12 protein-coding genes and 1 pseudogene are annotated in these 14,264 nt (G+C 58.8%); 12 read left to right on the top strand and 1 reads right to left on the bottom strand.

Annotation, left to right across the window (positions count from 1 at the left end; genetic code table 11):
* The first annotated feature begins 31 nt into the window (after window positions 1-31).
* The 11 genes and pseudogenes from murD to EKM88_RS03400 all read left to right on the top strand — a co-directional run bounded on the left by murD (window position 32) and on the right by EKM88_RS03400 (window position 11,586).
* Window positions 32-1,399 carry a UDP-N-acetylmuramoyl-L-alanine--D-glutamate ligase gene (gene murD, locus EKM88_RS03350; protein ID WP_125703109.1) on the top strand — a complete coding sequence of 456 codons (1,368 nt, stop codon included), beginning with the start codon at window positions 32-34 and terminating at the stop codon, window positions 1,397-1,399.
* A gap of 2 nt (window positions 1,400-1,401) precedes the next feature.
* On the top strand, window positions 1,402-2,484 hold the full coding sequence (gene murG / locus EKM88_RS03355; RefSeq protein ID WP_125703111.1) for an undecaprenyldiphospho-muramoylpentapeptide beta-N-acetylglucosaminyltransferase: 1,083 nt from the start codon (window positions 1,402-1,404) through the stop codon (window positions 2,482-2,484).
* A gap of 9 nt (window positions 2,485-2,493) precedes the next feature.
* Window positions 2,494-3,318: a cell division protein FtsQ/DivIB gene (locus tag EKM88_RS03360; RefSeq protein WP_125703113.1), complete on the top strand. Its 825-nt coding sequence runs from the start codon at window positions 2,494-2,496 to the stop codon at window positions 3,316-3,318.
* 135 nt (window positions 3,319-3,453) lie between these two features.
* Window positions 3,454-4,779 carry a cell division protein FtsA gene (gene ftsA / locus EKM88_RS03365; protein ID WP_125703115.1) on the top strand — a complete coding sequence of 442 codons (1,326 nt, stop codon included), beginning with the start codon at window positions 3,454-3,456 and terminating at the stop codon, window positions 4,777-4,779.
* A 17-nt stretch (window positions 4,780-4,796) separates the two neighbouring features.
* Window positions 4,797-5,760 (top strand): annotated as a pseudogene (gene ftsZ, locus EKM88_RS03370) (cell division protein FtsZ); the annotation flags it as partial.
* A 298-nt stretch (window positions 5,761-6,058) separates the two neighbouring features.
* Window positions 6,059-6,520 carry a cell division protein SepF gene (locus EKM88_RS03375; RefSeq protein ID WP_125703119.1) on the top strand — a complete coding sequence of 154 codons (462 nt, stop codon included), beginning with the start codon at window positions 6,059-6,061 and terminating at the stop codon, window positions 6,518-6,520.
* 11 nt (window positions 6,521-6,531) lie between these two features.
* Window positions 6,532-6,825: a YggT family protein gene (locus EKM88_RS03380; RefSeq protein ID WP_125703121.1), complete on the top strand. Its 294-nt coding sequence runs from the start codon at window positions 6,532-6,534 to the stop codon at window positions 6,823-6,825.
* Window positions 6,826-6,829: 4 nt separating this feature from the next.
* Entirely contained in the window at window positions 6,830-7,609 is a 780-nt protein-coding gene (locus tag EKM88_RS03385) for a YlmH family RNA-binding protein (protein ID WP_125703123.1), read from the top strand.
* Between the two features lie 32 nt (window positions 7,610-7,641).
* Window positions 7,642-8,334, top strand: coding sequence for a DivIVA domain-containing protein (locus EKM88_RS03390; RefSeq protein WP_125703125.1), 693 nt, complete (start codon window positions 7,642-7,644; stop codon window positions 8,332-8,334).
* 261 nt (window positions 8,335-8,595) lie between these two features.
* Window positions 8,596-11,382, top strand: a complete 2,787-nt coding sequence (gene ileS / locus EKM88_RS03395; protein WP_125703127.1) for an isoleucine--tRNA ligase — start codon at window positions 8,596-8,598, stop codon at window positions 11,380-11,382.
* 3 nt (window positions 11,383-11,385) lie between these two features.
* Window positions 11,386-11,586, top strand: a complete 201-nt coding sequence (locus EKM88_RS03400) for a cold-shock protein (RefSeq protein ID WP_125703129.1) — start codon at window positions 11,386-11,388, stop codon at window positions 11,584-11,586.
* 113 nt (window positions 11,587-11,699) lie between these two features.
* Here EKM88_RS03400 and EKM88_RS03405 read toward each other — a convergent pair whose 3' ends face one another.
* On the bottom strand, window positions 11,700-12,590 hold the full coding sequence (locus EKM88_RS03405; RefSeq protein WP_125703131.1) for a phosphate ABC transporter substrate-binding protein PstS family protein: 891 nt from the start codon (window positions 12,588-12,590) through the stop codon (window positions 11,700-11,702).
* Between the two features lie 196 nt (window positions 12,591-12,786).
* Between EKM88_RS03405 and EKM88_RS03410 the strand changes: the two genes are divergently transcribed.
* Window positions 12,787-14,217, top strand: coding sequence for an MFS transporter (locus EKM88_RS03410; RefSeq protein ID WP_125703133.1), 1,431 nt, complete (start codon window positions 12,787-12,789; stop codon window positions 14,215-14,217).
* The last annotated feature ends 47 nt before the right edge of the window (window positions 14,218-14,264 follow it).

Genomic DNA, 14,264 nt, shown 5'->3' on the forward strand with positions numbered 1-14,264 from the left:
AATCGTTAGAGAAAGAAGCAAATTTGCGCGCATGAAATCAATCACAACGTATCAGAACAAGAAGGTCCTCGTCCTCGGTTTGGCTAAAAGTGGCGTCAATGCTGCGCGGCTGTTACATCGGCTGGGGGCATTGGTGACGGTCAATGACAAGCAGGACTTCGAGGCCAACAAGCAAGCCCAGGAATTGTTGGCGGATGGCATTAAAGTGATCACCGGAAGCCATCCGGTGGCGCTACTCGATGAGGATTTCACCCTGATGGTCAAAAACCCGGGGATCCCTTACAGCAACCCGATGGTGCAACGTGCTGAGGCTCTGCACATCCCCATCATCACGGAGCCTGAGTTGGCGTACCAAGTCTCTGATGCGCACTGGATCGGTGTGACCGGCAGCAACGGCAAAACGACGACCACGACCCTGATCGGGCTGATGCTCAACGAGGGAGCGACTGTGGGGCACGCATACGACGCCGGCAACATCGGTATTCCGGTGTCGGCAGTCGCCCAAAAAGCGACCGCGGCCGATACGATCGTCGCGGAGCTGTCCAGCTTTCAGCTTTGTGGCGCGCAGACCCTGCACCCGCACATTGCGGTACTGACCAACATCTATGAGGCCCACTTGGACTATCACGGGGACCGTGCTCATTATGTTGCGGCCAAGATGCGGCTGACTCAGAATCAGACCTCAGCGGATTACTTTGTGATGAACTGGGACTTGCCGGAGATGCACACGCTGGCTAAGCAGAGCCACGCCACCATCGTGCCCTTCTCCCGGCAAAACGCGGCTGGGGCGCGGGCCACATTCGATGGCGTTAACCTGTGCTTTGACGGCACGCCGATCATGCCGGCGGCTGAGTTACAGATCCCAGGCGACCACAACATCGAAAACGCGCTGGCGGCCATTGCGGCGGCCAAGCTCAGTGGGGTGGCCGATGACGCTATTCGGACCGTTTTGCGCCGCTTCACCGGCGTCAAGCACCGGATCCAGTACGTGGACACGGTTGCGGGTCACAAAGTCTACAACGATTCCAAGGCCACCAATGTGGAGGCGGCCAGTGTGGCCATCCAGGCGTTCGACCAGCCGTTGATCCTTCTGGCGGGAGGGCTCGATCGCCACTTGCCGATGACCGACCTGCTGCCGCTCATTCAACAGCACGTGCGCGCCATGGTGACCTTCGGGGAGACGGCGCCGCTGCTTGAGGCAGTGGCCGAGCAGGCCGGCATTCCGGCCACCCGCACGGCCAACGTCAAAACGGCGGTGCCGCTGGCGTTTGCCGCCAGCCAACCCGGCGACGTGATCCTGCTGTCACCGGCTGCAGCTAGCTGGGACCAGTACCCGAACTTTGAGACGCGCGGCGATGAATTCATCGCCGCCGTCGCTCACTACAAAAAGGAGCACTAACCATGCGTCTGATGATTTCTGGTGGCGGCACAGGCGGCCACATTTACCCAGCCTTAGCCTTGGTCCAGCGTCTCCAGGAGCGCGGACTGCTCGAGGATGTCCTGTACGTGGGCACCGAGCGTGGGCTTGAAAGCCGGATCGTGCCTAACGCCAACCTGCCGTTTCAAACCCTTGAGTTGCAGGGGTTCAAGCGCAAGCTGACCGCTGAGAATTTCCGCACGCTCACGCTGTTTTTGGCCTCGCAAAAAAAGGCGAAGCGGCTGATCAAAGACTTCCGGCCGGATGTCGTGGTCGGCACCGGCGGGTACGTATCAGCCGGCCTACTGTTTGCCGCCGCGCAAAAACATATTCCCACGGTGATTCACGAGCAGAACTCCGTCGCCGGGGTGACTAATAAGTTTCTGGCACACTTTGTGGACAAAATCGCGATCACCTTCCCGGAAGTGGCAGCCAGTTTTCCGGCTAAAAAAGTGGTGATCACTGGGAACCCTCGGGCCCAGCAGGTGGCCGGCTTGACGCCCAACAACCGCTTGGCGGACTTTGGGCTCGATCCTAAGAAGCGCACGCTGCTGATTTTCGGCGGCTCGCGCGGGGCGCCCAAGATCAACGCGGCAGCGTTGGCCGCGCTGCCGACGTTCGGCCAAGCTGATTTTCAGACGTTGTTCGTCACAGGGAACGCGAATTATGGGAAAGTGAAGCCCCACCTGGCGCACTTGCCTGCAAACGTGCGGGTGGTGCCTTACATTGACGACATGCCCGGGATTTTGCCGGACATCGCACTTGTGATTGGGCGCAGTGGCGCGACCAGCCTGGCTGAGTTGACGGCGCTGGGTCTGCCCAGTGTCTTGATCCCGAGCCCGAACGTTACGCACAACCACCAGTACGTCAACGCCAAATCGTTGGCTGATGCAGGGGCGGCCCTGATGATCACGGAGCCTGAGTTAGACGCCAGCTTCCCCCAGACGATCATCGACCTCATGGACGATGACGCGCGCCTCGTGCGCATGACGCGGGCGGCCAAGGCGCTGGGTACACCAGACGCCAGTGATCAGGTGATCGCGGTTTTAGAACAAGTAATGAAATGAGGTGACACTATGGCTTGGTTTCAACTGGGGCGCAAAAAGGCGGCCGAAACCGACCCGCTAACGCCTTGGGAGGCATACCAAGCCAAGCAAGCGCACCGGACCCGGGCCCGGCCCAAGCTCCCGTTGCCGCAGGTCACCACGCTGCGGCGCCACCACCGAACGCGCAACCTAGTGCTCGTCTTGACGCCACTTCTGTTGCTGCTGGGCTTTTTTGGCTACATGGTTTCGCCGCTGAGCAAGGTGGGGGAAATCACCGTGACGGGGACGCAGAACCTCCCGATCCAAACCGTGATCGACGCCAGCCAACTTGGCCCAACCGATACGGTGATCGGGGTGGCCACACATCGGGCGGCCTTGGCCAGCCAGATTAAAGCGGCGGTACCGGAGGTGGCGGCGGTCAACCTGCACCTGACTCATCTGAATCGGCTCACCATCAAGGTCCAAGAGTTCGTGCCGATGGGGTACGTGGTGAAGCAGGGCGCGTATCACATGATCCTCGAAAATGGCGCCATTATGCGGGCAAGTTCCAAGACGCCGGCGGATAACTTCCCGGTTTTCACCGGCTTCAACAACGCGGCTGCGGCCAAGATGGCGAAGGCCATTCGCCAGTTTCCGGCGGCGGTTCGCCGCACTATCAGCGAAGTGCGCAGCACGCGTGGGGGCAGTAATCCGTACCAGATCACGCTGATTATGACGGATGGTAACACAGTAATCGCCGACAGCCGCACTGTGGCCGAGAAGATCAGTTACTATCCCGCCATCGTGGCGCAGGTGCAGGCCAAGGGGACGGTGGACCTCGAAGTCGGGGCGTTCTTCACCCCATATTCGAAATAACAGGCAAAAACCACAATTTTTGATTATGTTTCCCGAATCGACGGGGTACAGACATGGTAGCCCTGTGGTAGAATAAAACCAGTATTACGTTTTCATTTAAAAAAATAATGTGAAATGCAAGGAGGTTCCGTCGCCATGGAAAATCGAGCCTTGTACGTCGGACTTGATATCGGGACCACCTCAATAAAAGTGATTGTTGCCGAGTCTGTACAAGGCCAATTAAACATTATTGGTGTGGGCAGTCAGCGGTCCTCGGGGTTGTCTCGAGGCATCATCGTTGACATTGATAAAGTGGCCAGTGCCATTCAAAGCGCGGTGGCCCAAGCGGAAGAAAAAGCCGCCATCAAAATTGCGAGTGTGGTTGCAGGGGTCCCTGCGAACATGCTCCAAATTGAGTCCGTTAACGGCATGATCGCCGTGGGGGATCAGAGCAAAGAGATTACCGACGCGGACGTTCAAGCGGTGGCTGCGGCCGCCTTGGTGCGGAACCTCCCACCAGAGCGCGCCACATTAAGTCTGGTGCCAACGGAATTCATCGTGGATGGTTTCGACGGCATCAAGGACCCACGGAACATGGTCGGGGTGCGGCTGGAGATGCATGGGATCCTCTTCACGGTGCCAAAGACGGTGTTGCACAACACCAAAAAGGCCATCGAAAAGGCGGGCCTGAAGATCCAGTGCCTCGTTGTGGACCCACTGGCTGCGGCGCAGGTCGCGTTGACCGATGCGGAACAGGACTTTGGCACGGTGCTGATCGATCTTGGCGGCGGTCAAACCACTGCGAGTGTCATTCACGACCACAAGCTCAAGCTAGCGACCGTGGATCCTGAAGGCGGCGAGTACGTCACCAAGGACATCTCGGTGGTGCTGAATACGGACCTGAAGGATGCCGAGAAGCTCAAGCGCGACTACGGCACTGCCGATTCGCTGGCCGCCAAGGCGGACAACAGCTTCCCAGTCACGGTAGTGGGGAAGACGGAGCCGGCCCTCATTTCTGAAAAATATTTGGCTGAGATCATCGAAGCCCGGTTGACCCAAGTGTTCAACCGCCTCAAGCAACAGTTAGACCAGGCGCATGCGCTGGATCTGCCCGGGGGCATTGTGATCACCGGGGGCACCACGGCGTTGCCAGGAACGGTCGCGTTAGCTGAGGACATTTTCAGTGCTGAGCGCGATCAGGCCGTGCGCGTCAAGCGGTTTGTGCCTGATGAAATGGGCTTGCGCCACCCGGCCTTTACGCAGGCACTGGGCCTCATCACATACGCGGCGCAGATGACCGACATTGACGCTTTGGTGGCGAGCGTGTTGCCCACGCCAATTGACATCGCCAAGCCGATTCAGCCGAGCAAGCCCACGAAGGTGGCCAGCGCGCCCCAAGCGGCGCAGCCGGATGAACCCGACGCACCCGTTGACAAGAAGCCGGGAATTTTCCACCGCTTCTTCGACAACTTCTTCGAATAAACTTAGGAGGAACGACAATGGAATTCTCACTTGATGCACAAAATGATACGGGCGCGGTGATCAAAGTCATCGGGGTCGGGGGCGCTGGCGGTAACGCCGTGAACCGCATGATCGCGGAAGATGTAAAGGGCGTTGAGTTCATCGCGGCCAACACCGATGTGCAGGCCCTGGCTAACTCCAACGCGGAAGTCAAGATCCAGCTTGGCCCTAAGCTCACCCGTGGACTGGGCGCCGGCTCCACGCCGGACATCGGTCAAAAAGCCGCCGAAGAAAGCGAAGAAGCGATTCAACAGGCCCTTGAAGGGGCCGACATGATTTTTGTCACCTGCGGCATGGGTGGCGGTACCGGGACCGGCGCCGCCCCGGTGGTCGCTAAGATCGCAAAGGACCTCGGTGCACTGACTGTTGGGGTGGTCACCCGCCCATTCACGTTCGAAGGCCCTAAGCGCGCCAAGAACGCAGGCGAGGGCATTGCGCAGCTCAAGGAAGACGTGGACACGCTGGTGATCATCGCCAACAACCGCCTGCTTGAGATCGTGGACAAAAAGACCCCAATGCTTGAGGCCTTCCACGCCGCTGACAACGTGCTGCGGCAAGGGGTGCAGGGGATTTCCGACCTGATCACGAGCCCTGGCTACGTCAACTTGGACTTCGCAGATGTGAAGACCGTGATGGCCAACCAAGGAAGCGCGCTGATGGGGATCGGTGCCGCCACCGGCGAGAACCGCACCATCGAAGCAACCAAGAAGGCGATTTCGAGCCCACTGCTGGAAGTTTCCATCGATGGGGCCAAGCAGGTGCTGTTGAACATCACCGGGGGCCCGGACCTGTCCCTGTTTGAGGCCCAAGACGCCAGCGAGATCGTTGCCCAGGCAGCCACCAGCGACGTCAACATCATCTTTGGGACCTCCATCAACGAGGAGCTTGGGGATGAGGTCGTTGTGACCGTCATCGCGACCGGCATCGAAGAAGCGCCACTCAAAACCGCGCGTGGGGCCCGCAACGCAGAGCGGCCAGCAACCAAGCCAGCAGCCGGTCCAACGGCCAAAACCGCCGACGACCCATTTGGCGACAACTGGGACATGCGGCGTGAGCCAAGCCAGCGGGCTGCGGCGCCAAAAGCGGACCCAAGCCTGGATCAGGCCGAGAAGAAAGAATTCGATATCTTTGAAAGCCAGCCGGATCCAACGGACGGGGATCAAGGCGATGACAAGCCGCCATTCTTCCGCTTTCGGCGGCAGTAAGCCGGCACACGAGCTGACGCACAGGAGGTGAGCGAATGGCATTCGATAAGCTTTCAACTAAATTTAACCAGTTTTTTGCCATGGATCCCGAAGACGATGCCCCGCTTGAGACCCCTCAAGCGGCGGCGCCGACAGCAACGGCTTCAACCCACACCGAAGCGGCCCAAGCGAAGCCGTTTCGGGGAAATAAGGTGGTTGCGATGAGTGAACCGACGACCAAAACGGCCAAGATCGTGGTTTACGAACCCCGGATTTATTCCGACGCGAAGGAGATCGGCAATCACTTGCTGAATAACAAGGCGGTTGTCGTGAACTTCGATCAGATCGAGCCGGCCTCGGCAACGCGGATCGTCGATTTTCTGACGGGGACGGTTTTTGCCATCAACGGGGAGATCAAGCGCATCGGTGAGATGATCTTCCTGGTAACGCCGGCAAACTTTCAGATCGATGGCAGTTTGGCGGCCACGCTCGGCGTTGACGCCGACTTGCCAGAATAGGCGGTGGCGCGATGATCACATTTTTGTCGCTCCTGTATGATATCGTCAATTGGGGCCTGTACCTGTACATGGTCGCCATTGCCGTTTACATTCTGATGACGTGGTTCCCAGGGGCCTTGGACTCCAAGTTAGGCCGTCTCTTGGGCCGCATCGTCGAGCCATTCTTGGGGCTTTTCCGCTTCATTCCGCCGATCATGGGGCTGGACTTCTCGCCAATCATTGCGTTTTTCGTGCTTAGCGTGATTTCCGAGGGGGTCAAGCAGCTCCTTTGGTGGCTGATTGCCGCCGCAATGAATCGGGGCTAGGCTAATGGACGCGATTTATCAGCATTTTCGCAAGTCCGAGGCGCCACTGATCGCGGCGCTTGCAGACAGCATCGGTCAGGCAGCCACGGAGTACCGCCCCGTTCTGACCGATTTTTTGGACCCACGGCAGTGGTACATTGCCCAAACGTTGATCGGCGCACATGGTGAGGTGCGGGCCCATGCGTTTGGCGGTTACCCTGGGGCTGAGCGCGTGCGCGTGCTGTTTGCCCCAGACTACTTCACCCCGACGCCGGGCGACTTTGAGGTGGCGCCGCTGGCGCTCAAGTATCCGACGAAGTTTGCCGAGTTGACGCACAGTCAAGTTCTGGGCACACTGGCCAATAGTGGCATCGATCGCGCGCAGTTCGGTGATATCATCACCGATGGCGCCCGGTGGCAGGTGTTCACGACGCGCACCATGAGTGATTGGACGCAGCGCAACATCGATAAGATTGGCCGCATCGGGGTGCGGTTTGAGCCAATCGACTTGGCTGCCGTCGTGCAGCCGACGAACGACTGGGAGCCCGCCCAGCTCACCATGACGCGCGTGCGCCTCGACAGCCTAGTCGGGCACACGTTCAACATTTCGCGGGCGCGGGCCAAAGCACTGGTCGAGGCCCAGAAGGTCCAGCTGAACTTTGCCGTCAGCACCGCCCCAGACCTGGCAGTGGGACTGGCGGATATCGTCTCCGTGCGCGGGTTCGGTCGGGTGCGCGTTGATGCGCTACCGGGCGAAACCAAGAAGGGCAAGCAGCGCGTCTCGGTTTCGGTCATTCATAAATAAGCGCCGTCCGTGACGCTAAGGAGGAAAAGACGATGGCATTGAGCCCATTAGACATTCATAACAAGGATTTCGACAGCCGCATGCGCGGTTACGACAAGGATCAGGTCAATGATTTTCTGGCTCAGATTATCAAGGACTACAGCGCTGTTTTGAAGCAAAACGAGGAACTCGAAAAGTCTTTGGCGGAAACCAACGACAAGATCAAGTACTTCACTGACCTGAAGGACGCGCTGAACCAGTCCATCATCGTCGCCCAAGAGGCGGCCGATAAGGTCAAGAAAAATGCGGACCAGGAAGCCGATCTGATCACGCAACAGGCCGAAAAGAACGCGCAGAACCTGCTGACGGACGCAACCGACAAGGCGAACCGAATTCTGAGTGACGCCACGGATAAGGCCAAGACCATCAACGTGCAGACCGAGGACCTGAAGCGCCAGACGCGCGTCTTCCGCCAGCGCCTGCAAGTGATGCTTGAAAGCCAGTTGGAAGTCGTCAAGAGCCCGGAATGGAAGGACCTGTTGGCCAGCTCCCAGGAGGCGCCTGAGTACCTTGATCCGGCGCAAGGGGAATCCCCTCTTGACAACACCCCGGAAGAACCGGTACACTCGGAGGCAAATGATTCTAGCGACGGCGAGACGCGGTACACCGAAATCGTCTTTCCAACCGATGAAGATGTGGCCGATGCCGCAGACACGGCTGTGCCGACCTTGCCTGACGCAGAATAAAAACGCATGAACACGCATCTGACGCAGATAGTCTGAACAGCGACCCGAGAATGGTGAAAGTCGGGCAGGCCCTGAGTGAGATATCAGTTCGCAGTTGCCCCGCCGATAGGTAGGTTGGGCCGGCTACCACCGTTATCGGGTCAGAGGGGTCGTTTTGACCCGAACTTAGGTGGTACCACGAGACGCTCGTCCTAACTGGATGGGGGTCTTTTTTGTTGCCACGCACTGCGCTGGCGGATTCACGCACACAAGGAGGAAACAATGAAAGTCAAAGACACACTGAACCTGGGCAAAACCGACTTCAAGATGCGCGCCGGGTTGCCGACCAAGGAACCGCAGATGCAGGCGGGGTGGGAAGAAAACCACGTCTATGAACTGCGCCAAAAACTCAACGAAGGCAAGCCAAGCTTCGTGTTGCACGATGGGCCCCCGTTTGCCAACGGGAACATTCACATGGGCCACGCTTTGAACAAAGTGTCCAAGGACATTATCGTGCGCTACAAGTCCATGAACGGCTTCCGCGCCCCGTACGTGCCCGGCTGGGATACGCACGGGTTGCCGATCGAACAGCAGCTCGCCAAAAAGGGCGTGCACCGCAAGGAAATGAGCTGGGCGGATTATCGTGAGCTGTGTCGACAGTTTGCGATGAAGGAAATCGACAAGCAGCGCGCGGACTTCAAGCGCCTGGGCGTGATGGGTGACTGGGAAAACCCGTATATTACCTTGCAGCCGGCGTTTGAAGCCCAAGAGATCCGCGTCTTTGGCCAGATGGCTGAAAAAGGGTACATTTACCACGGGCTGAAGCCAGTTTACTGGTCCTGGTCCTCCGAATCCACGCTGGCTGAAGCCGAGATTGAGTACCATGACGTCAAGTCCCCATCCATCTATGTTGCCTTCAAGGTGGTCGACGGCAAGGGGTTGCTTGATCAGGACACCAGCCTGATCATCTGGACGACCACCCCGTGGACCATGCCAGCCAACGAAGGCATCGCGGTCAACCCGCGCTTCGAGTACGCGCAGGTGCTGGCAGACGGCAAGAAGTATGTGGTGGCCGCAGAGCTGTTGGCGACGATTCAAGCCACGCTGGGCTGGCAAGATGTTGACGTGCTCAAGACCTTCAAGGGCACCGAGATGGAACGCATGACGGCCCAGCACCCGCTGTACGACCGCACGAGCCTGGTCATCCTCGGCGACCACGTGACGCTTGACGCCGGGACTGGCCTGGTCCACACCGCGCCAGGGCACGGGGAAGACGATTACAAGGCCGGCATGGCTTACGGTCTGCCGGTGCTGTCCGTAGTGGACGAGAAGGGCTTCATGACGGAAGACGCGCCAGGGTTCACCGGCGTCTTTTACGACAAGGCCAACCCGATGGTCACCCAGGCGCTGGAAGAAAAAGGCGCGCTGTTGAAGCTCGATTTCTTCACGCACAGCTACCCGCATGACTGGCGGACCAAGAAGCCGGTCATCTTCCGCGCTACGACCCAGTGGTTCGCCAGTGTCGACGCCTTTCGTGACCAGATCCTGCACGCCATCGAAGGGGTCAGCTTCTCGCCGGCCTGGGGGAAGACCCGCTTGTACAACATGATCAAGGACCGCGGCGACTGGGTCATTTCTCGCCAGCGCGCCTGGGGGGTCCCGCTGCCGATTTTCTACGCCGAAGACGGTACGCCGATTATTGAAAAGGCCACCATCGACCACGTGGCGGATCTCTTCGAGGAATACGGTTCGATTATTTGGTCGCAGCGTGAAGCCAAGGACCTCCTGCCTGCCGGCTACACCAACGCGCACTCCCCGAACGGCGAGTTCACGAAGGAAACCGACATCATGGATGTCTGGTTCGATAGCGGCTCCAGCTGGGCCGGCGTCTGTGAGGCACGCCCCGAGTTGACCTATCCGGCGGACCTGTACCTGGAAGGGTCCGACCAGTACCGTGGATGGTTCAACTCCAGTCTGATCACCAGTGTTGCGGCGCACGGTCACGCGCCGTACAAGCAGATCCTTTCGCAGGGCTTCACGCTCGATGGGGAAGGCCGCAAGATGTCCAAGTCCTTGGGCAACACGATCGTGCCGGACACCGTTGAAAAGCAGTTCGGCGCCGAGATCATCCGACTATGGGTGGCGACCGTGGACTCCAGCTCCGATGTGCGGGTGTCGATGGATAACTTTGCGCAGACCTCCGAAGCTTACCGCAAGATTCGCAACACGCTGCGCTTCATGATTGCCAACACCAGTGACTTTGACCCGGCACAAGACGGGGTCGCCTTTGAGGCGCTGGGCAGTGTGGACCAGTACTTGACCGTCCGGCTCAACCAAGTGATCGCCACCGTGAAGGCAGCGTACGACCGCTACGACTTTGCCACAGTTGAAAAAACCATCTCGAGCTTTTTGGTCAACGATCTTTCCGCCTTCTACTTGGACTTTGCCAAGGATGTTGTGTACATTGAAGGCGCGCACTCGCTTGCCCGGCGGCGCATGCAAACCGTGATGTTTGCGGCGCTGTTGAGCCTGACCAAGCTGCTGACGCCGATCTTGCCGCACACGGCTGAGGAAATTTGGCCGTACCTGCGCCAACCGGAACAGTACGCCGCGCTCAGTGACCTACCAGATGCGACCCAGTTCGCCGATCAGGACGCGCTGTTGAACCAGTGGACCGCGTTCATGCACCTGCGCGCTGAAGTGCAAAAGGCACTTGAAATGGCGCGTGATGCCAAGGTGATCGGGAAGTCACTGGAGGCGCACGTGACGCTTTACCCAAGCCAAGCCGTCAGTGCCCTGCTGGCCGGGCTGGACGCCAACGTGGCGCAGCTTCTGATCACCAGCGCGCTGACGATCGCGGCCGTTGACGCAAGCGTCCCAGATACGGCGGTCACCTTTGACGATGTGGCGGTGCTGGTCGCCCATGCCGAGGGCGACGTGTGCGCGCGTTGCCGCATGACCACCACCACGGTTGGCGCGGACGCCCACTTCCCACAGCTGTGCGCGCGCTGTGCGGCCATTGTCACCGAGAATTTCCCGGAAGCCGTGGCGAACGGCTTTGAGGCCTAACGCATGAAGGGGCGGGTCAAGAATTTTAACGAAGAGAAGGGGTTTGGATTCATTGAAGTGCCCGGTCAGCCGGACATCTTCGTCCACTTCTCAGCCATTCAGGGAGGCGGCTACAAAACGCTGACCCCTGATCAAATCGTCGACTTCGTCATCATCGAGGGCCCGCGCGGTCCGCAGGCGGCGAATGTGAAGGTCGTCGAATAAAGCCCAAACGGCGGTCAACTCTGGCAAGAGTTGACCGCCGTTTTTAGGTGGTGCAGTGTTGGGGGGCCATAAAAGCACCGGCCAAGGGGGAGGTAGCCGGTGCTAGTGTGATGCTATTTGACGTCTTCGATCTTGCCGTCGTGTGTCCGCGCGACCTTCATCGCAGTGATCGTGATGTAGCCCATCTTTTTAACCAGCGCGTCCTGCACCTTCTTAGACTGAATGTAGTTGATGAACTTGGCCGTGCTGGCGTTTGGCGAGCCCTTGGTGTACATGTGCTCGTATGCCCACACGACCCACTTGTTTGTGGTGACGTTGGCATCGGTCGGGGCGATCCCGTCGATACTCAGCTTGTTGACGCCGGTTTGAATCGCGGAGAACGCGAGGTAGGAGATGGCACCAGGGGTCGACTTGACCATCTGCATGACCGTCCCGCTGGAATCCTGTTCTTGCGCCGTCATCACCTTGTCCGTTTTGAGCGCAAGGCTTTCAAAGGTGGCGCGGGTCCCGGACCCTTGTGCCCGGTTGATCACCACGATCGGCTGATCCGTCCCACCGACTTGGTTCCAGTTCGTGACCTTGCCGGTAAAAATGTCGACCAGCTGCGCTTGCGATAGATTCGTGACACCGACGCCGGGGTGAATCACCGGGGCGATCCCTACGACCGCAACCTGATGATCAACAAGGGCGGTGGCATCCACACCGTCTTTTTCTTGGGCAAAAATATCAGAGTTCCCAATGGTCACCGCGCCGCTGGCCACTTGGCTCAGGCCCGCGCCAGAGCCACCACCCTGAACGGTGATGTCCGCCCCGGGTGTGGCCTCGGTGTATTGCTGGCCCGCGGCCTCGACTAAAGGTTGAAGCGCCGTTGAGCCGACTGCCACAATTTTGGTTTGCTTCGTTGCGCTGGATGAACTGCTGGCCGTGCCTTGGGCGCCTTGGCTTTGACAGCCTGCAAGGGCGAAGAGAAGGGCGACCCCGACAACTAAACCGGTTTTTTTCATGATTGTGCCTCCAATGTTTGGGATGAGATAAGCATACCCGGTGCATGTAAATAAGCCTGCAGAATCGTGTAAAGACATTCCGATGGGCGTAAATGATGCGTTACGGTTGGGTAAAGATTGTAAATGTCGCCTTTGCATTTTCTGAAAATCACAGCGTATAATGAGTGAGCACGAAAAAATCCACATGGAGGCAAACATGACAAGTTATGTGAATGATCCCAAGGTTCAAAAGAACCGGTGGTGGATCATAACCGCGGTGGGGATGTTCACCATTATGTCGACGCTCGATGCGTCGATCGTTAATATTGCGCTACCGGTGATGGCTAAGGACCTGGCGATTCCGATGAATCAAGCGGAATGGGTCGTGTCCAGTTATCTGATCGTCATCTGTGCGCTGCTGTTGTTGATGGGGCGACTGGGCGATACCATCGGCAAGATCCGGGTCTTTCGCATGGGCACGGTCCTGTTCACCATTGGTTCGCTGTTTGCCGGCTTCAACCACAGCTTTGCGTTGCTGCTGGCTGCGCGCGTGGTGCAAGCGCTGGGCGCCAGCATGACGATGGCCAATAACAATGGCATCATTACCGAGGTCTTTCCGATGAAGGAACGCGGGAAGGCGCTCGGGTTGATCGGGTCGTTCGTTTCGGTGGGCTCGATCGCCGGCCCAGGCCTGGGCGGATTGATCCTGGGGCAGTTGCCGTGGGGCTACATCTTCTGGATCAACCTGCCGATCGGGGTGTTGACCATGATCATCGGCCAAGTGGTGTTGCCGAAGGACTTGGAACCCAGCCACGCGCCGATCGACTGGCCGGGCTTCCTCAGCTTCGTGGTCGCCATTGTGCCGTTCTTCTTTGCGGTCAACCTGGGCCAGGTCATCGGCTTTGGCAGTGCGCGCGTGCTGGCGCTGTTTGCGGTGGCGGTGCTCGCCTTTGCGGCCTTTGTCCACATCGAGCGCACGCATCCGCGTCCACTGGTGTCCTTCAAGCTGTTTGCCAACGCTGAGTTTACGATCAGCTTGCTTGCTGGTTTTATGATCTTCGTGACGAACTTCTTCTTCAACGTGATCTCGCCATTTTACTTTGAAAACGCGCGCGGCTTCTCCGCAACGACAGCGGGATACATCCTGATGCTGTTTCCCATCGTTCAGGTGGTGGTGGCCCCATTGGCAGGGAGTCTATCGGACAAGATCGGGCCGTACAAAATCACACTGGTCGGGCTGATTTTGATTTTGGTCAGCCAGATCGGCTACGCGATGCTGAGCCTGAGCACCCCGGTGGCACTGCTCTTGCTGCTGATCGGGGTGATGGGGTTTGGGAACGGCGTCTTCCAGTCCCCGAACAACACGATCGTGATGAGCGCGGTCGCCCCAAGCGACCTCGGGATCGCCGGTGGGCTGAACGCACTGGCGCGCAACTTGGGCATGGTGGTCGGCATTTCCACGGCGACCACGGTGCTGTTCGCGTCCATGAGACAGACCGCCGGCCGCAAGGTGACCACCTATCTGCCGACGCACCCGGACTACTTCATCACCGGGATGCACGTGGCCTTCTACGTGGCCTCGGTGCTGTGCCTCGTCGCGATCCTTCTGACGGCGTGGCGGATGTGGCAGCAGCGGCAAGCGCATTAACGCGACCACACACAAACAGGGCGGGCGCCTGACTCCTTCTCGTGAAG

Source organism: Lacticaseibacillus daqingensis, assembly GCF_003946115.1.
GTDB lineage: Bacteria > Bacillota > Bacilli > Lactobacillales > Lactobacillaceae > Lacticaseibacillus > Lacticaseibacillus daqingensis.